Raw genomic sequence first — 483 nt, 5'->3', positions numbered from 1 at the left:
GTGTCGGCAGCACCTTCTGGTTCGAGATCGGCTTCGCGCTCGGCGGCGGCCAGGACGCGCAGCACCCGGTCTACGCCCGCACGCCGCTGGCGCCGCAGGGGCCGCGGCTGCAGGGCCTGCACCTGCTGGCGGTGGACGACAACGACACCAACCTCGACCTGCTGAGCCGGGCGCTGCTGCTCGAAGGCGCCGAAGCCACGCCGGTGCGCGACGGCCGGCAGGCGGTGCTGGCGCTCAAGAGCCGGCCCGAGACCTTCGACGCGGTGCTGATGGACCTGCAGATGCCGGTGATGGACGGCTACGAGGCCACACGCGTGATCCGCCAGCAGCTGGGCCTGACCGAGATACCGATCATCATCTTCTCGGCGGCGGTGCTGGCCGAGGAGCGGCAGCGCGCGATGGATGCCGGCGCCACGCGTTTTCTGTCCAAGCCGGTCGACATCGAGGAACTGGTGGCGGTGCTGTCGCATCACGGGCATGGCA

At 70.6% G+C, this 483-nt stretch carries 1 protein-coding gene; it reads left to right on the top strand.

From position 1 onward, the window contains the following. Positions 1-483: response regulator (locus CKO40_RS23905; RefSeq protein ID WP_200348954.1), on the top strand; the 483-nt coding region annotated here is incomplete at both ends.

It is taken from the genome of Halochromatium glycolicum (assembly GCF_016584085.1).
GTDB lineage: Bacteria > Pseudomonadota > Gammaproteobacteria > Chromatiales > Chromatiaceae > Lamprobacter > Lamprobacter glycolicus.
Note: the sequence above shows the minus strand (reverse complement) of the source record. Positions and strands in the feature narration are given on the sequence as shown.